Here is a 2,404-nt window from a genome sequence, read left to right as displayed (position 1 = left end):
AGGAGCATGGGGCGGAGGAGAACTTGGTTATCACGGAGCTAAACTTTTAGGAGCCAGTGACTCACAGGCCAATGCGGCTAAATTTTTAACTAGTATGGCAGGTGCTTCGGCAGGTTCTTCCTTGGCAGGGAAGTTTAGTTTGAATAAACCAAGTAAGGAAGTGCCTAAAGTAGTTTCCCGTTCTGATAACAATTTTTATTCTCAAAGTAATCTTAAAGGAGCACCTAAAGCCTATATTGATGGAGACGGTAATCTTGTACCAGCTAATCCAAATGGATCCGGCAGTACTGTAAGTCATGTTAGAGGTGGGAATTCATCTGAATCTCCGTATATCTCTACTACAGATTTAACCGTTTCTAATAGTCCTAAACATTATGGAAATCAGCAAATATCCATAAAAACACGTAAGTTACAACTGGATATTGATGCTGGGCGTATAAGTGATGTTGAAATTATTACACACGATGAATTGGTGAGTCAATTTACTAATAGAGTTCAGCAAGCTCAGATAAGATATACGAACAATCCAACTCCTAATAATTTGAGGGGCTTAAATAGGGCGAATTCAGATCTACAGAATATTATTAGGGATGGTGAAGTATTGATAAAAGGAATAGTACCTAAACAATATATATATTATAAATAAGGAGAGAAATATGCAAGAAGAGTACGTTAGAAAATTATTATATGAGATACCAGAAGGGGCAGATTATGCTATAGTTGCATCTGAACTAGAAAAAGAGGATATCTCATCTACTAGAGTAAGACAATTAGAGGAGCTATTACAGCACGGAGAATATCTCTTTGAGGTATCCATGTTATTAACCGCTTGGGGATATGATAGTGGCTTTAATTGTTTAACTGAACTTTTTGATAAAGGCTTATTAAAGGGGTACATAATAAATAGAATATATGGATATGATGAAACTAATAAACATATATTAGATAATTTGATATTATATTGGATAAATAATGGTGCAGGAGAGAAGGAAGGTGTAGATAATAAAGTCAATCTATACATAAAAAGAATTATTCAAGATTCGTTCCTAGAGATGTATGATTTAGATCCTTTAATTACATTTTTACAACTTTCTAATACTAGTCAAGAGATTATAGAATTGATGAAGCAAAATCTCGAAAAAATAACTTTAAAGCAAGTAAATTTCTTATGGCGTATTAAAAGTGATTTGAAGATAATCAATCTTTACGATAAAGATTTTGTGGAGAATTTTATAAATAAATATTCTTTAGATAGAAATGATATTTTATAGTTTGAGAACATTAGGATGGAAAATGTAAAATTTTATAAAATCAATGAACCTTTTGGTGAATTTTCGAATTTTGCTCCTTTTGGTTTTTTTGATGATTCTGGTTTATATTGGCCGACAAGTGAGCACTATTTCCAAGCTCAAAAATTTGAGTCTAAAGAGCTTAGGGAAAAAATTAGATTACTTTCTAATCCAAAGGCTGCTGCTATTGAGGGACGGAATAGAATGAATCCACTGAGGGAGAATTGGGAGCAAATAAAAGTAGATGTTATGTCCTACGCTGTAGAACAAAAGTTCGCTCAAAACTTAATATTGAAAAATTTATTACTATCAACAGAAAATCTTGAAATTATTGAACATACTATAAATGATAAATATTGGGGAGATGGTGGTGATGGTTCGGGAAAAAATATGTTGGGAAAAATCTTAATGGACGTTCGAGATAAACTTTGTAGAGATTAACTATGTTTTGGAAAAAGGAGCTTCAAAGCCATTTTTACAGGCGTTGGATGACTATGATATTAATTATTTTATTGGTTCTATAATTGATTGATTTTATAAAGAGTTAAACATGAAACTAGATAAGGCACAAGAATTAGAAAAATTAGAAGAATTCATTTTTTCAATAGATGATTTACTTGAAGAAATTACTGAGAAGGCTATGAATCAAGGTTATAAATTGGATTTAAGTATGGACAGCTTAGGTGATTTTGCAAAATATATCAGGAATAACGGAATTGAAAATACAAAAGAACATATGATTGATTTTATTAATTGTTGGGTGTATCTTGGAGAAGTATTTCGTTTAAAAGTTCCTGATTCAGAATGGACAGTTGGTTTAGAAAATCCAAGAAAAATTAATTACGGTTTATATTTTTTAACAGGATTTGATGAAAATGGTTCTGAATTTATTCCGATTTTGTATGTTAATAATTTCACGAAAAAGGTGATGGATGCTACAGATGAGATTTTTTTCTCACGTTTGATAGACGGGGTAGTTAATCCTAAACCAATAAATTTAGATTATTTACCTACAGAAAAAATCACTTGAAGAATTAGTTTCTTTAAGTGATTTTACTATAATTGTAGCGGATAGTCTAGTAGCTATTGTAGCAACCGCAGGAGCAGCAACACCT

At 31.7% G+C, this 2,404-nt stretch carries 3 protein-coding genes and 1 pseudogene; all 4 read left to right on the top strand.

Annotated elements, in window-relative coordinates; genetic code table 11:
• A pseudogene (locus tag ACMZ6Z_RS09230) lies at positions 1–646 on the top strand (hypothetical protein); the annotation flags it as partial.
• Positions 647–656: 10 nt separating this feature from the next.
• A complete protein-coding gene (locus ACMZ6Z_RS09225) occupies positions 657–1,271 on the top strand; it encodes a hypothetical protein (protein ID WP_416132236.1) in 615 nt (204 codons plus the stop codon).
• A 15-nt stretch (positions 1,272–1,286) separates the two neighbouring features.
• Positions 1,287–1,730 carry an NADAR family protein gene (locus ACMZ6Z_RS09220; protein ID WP_416132235.1) on the top strand — a complete coding sequence of 148 codons (444 nt, stop codon included), beginning with the start codon at positions 1,287–1,289 and terminating at the stop codon, positions 1,728–1,730.
• A gap of 109 nt (positions 1,731–1,839) precedes the next feature.
• Entirely contained in the window at positions 1,840–2,319 is a 480-nt protein-coding gene (locus tag ACMZ6Z_RS09215) for a hypothetical protein (protein WP_416132234.1), read from the top strand.
• Positions 2,320–2,404 lie beyond the last annotated feature (85 nt).

This window comes from Streptococcus pluranimalium, assembly GCF_047785705.1.
Lineage (GTDB): Bacteria > Bacillota > Bacilli > Lactobacillales > Streptococcaceae > Streptococcus > Streptococcus pluranimalium_A.
This window is presented reverse-complemented; position numbering and strand designations above follow the sequence as displayed.

What these genes read in the sequence shown, in the direction of transcription:
- ACMZ6Z_RS09225 (WP_416132236.1), top strand. Translation starts at nt 657, where the DNA reads ATGCAAGAAGAGTACGTTAGAAAATTATTATATGAGATACCAGAAGGG.
- ACMZ6Z_RS09220 (WP_416132235.1), top strand. Translation starts at nt 1,287, where the DNA reads ATGGAAAATGTAAAATTTTATAAAATCAATGAACCTTTTGGTGAATTT.
- ACMZ6Z_RS09215 (WP_416132234.1), top strand. Translation starts at nt 1,840, where the DNA reads ATGAAACTAGATAAGGCACAAGAATTAGAAAAATTAGAAGAATTCATT.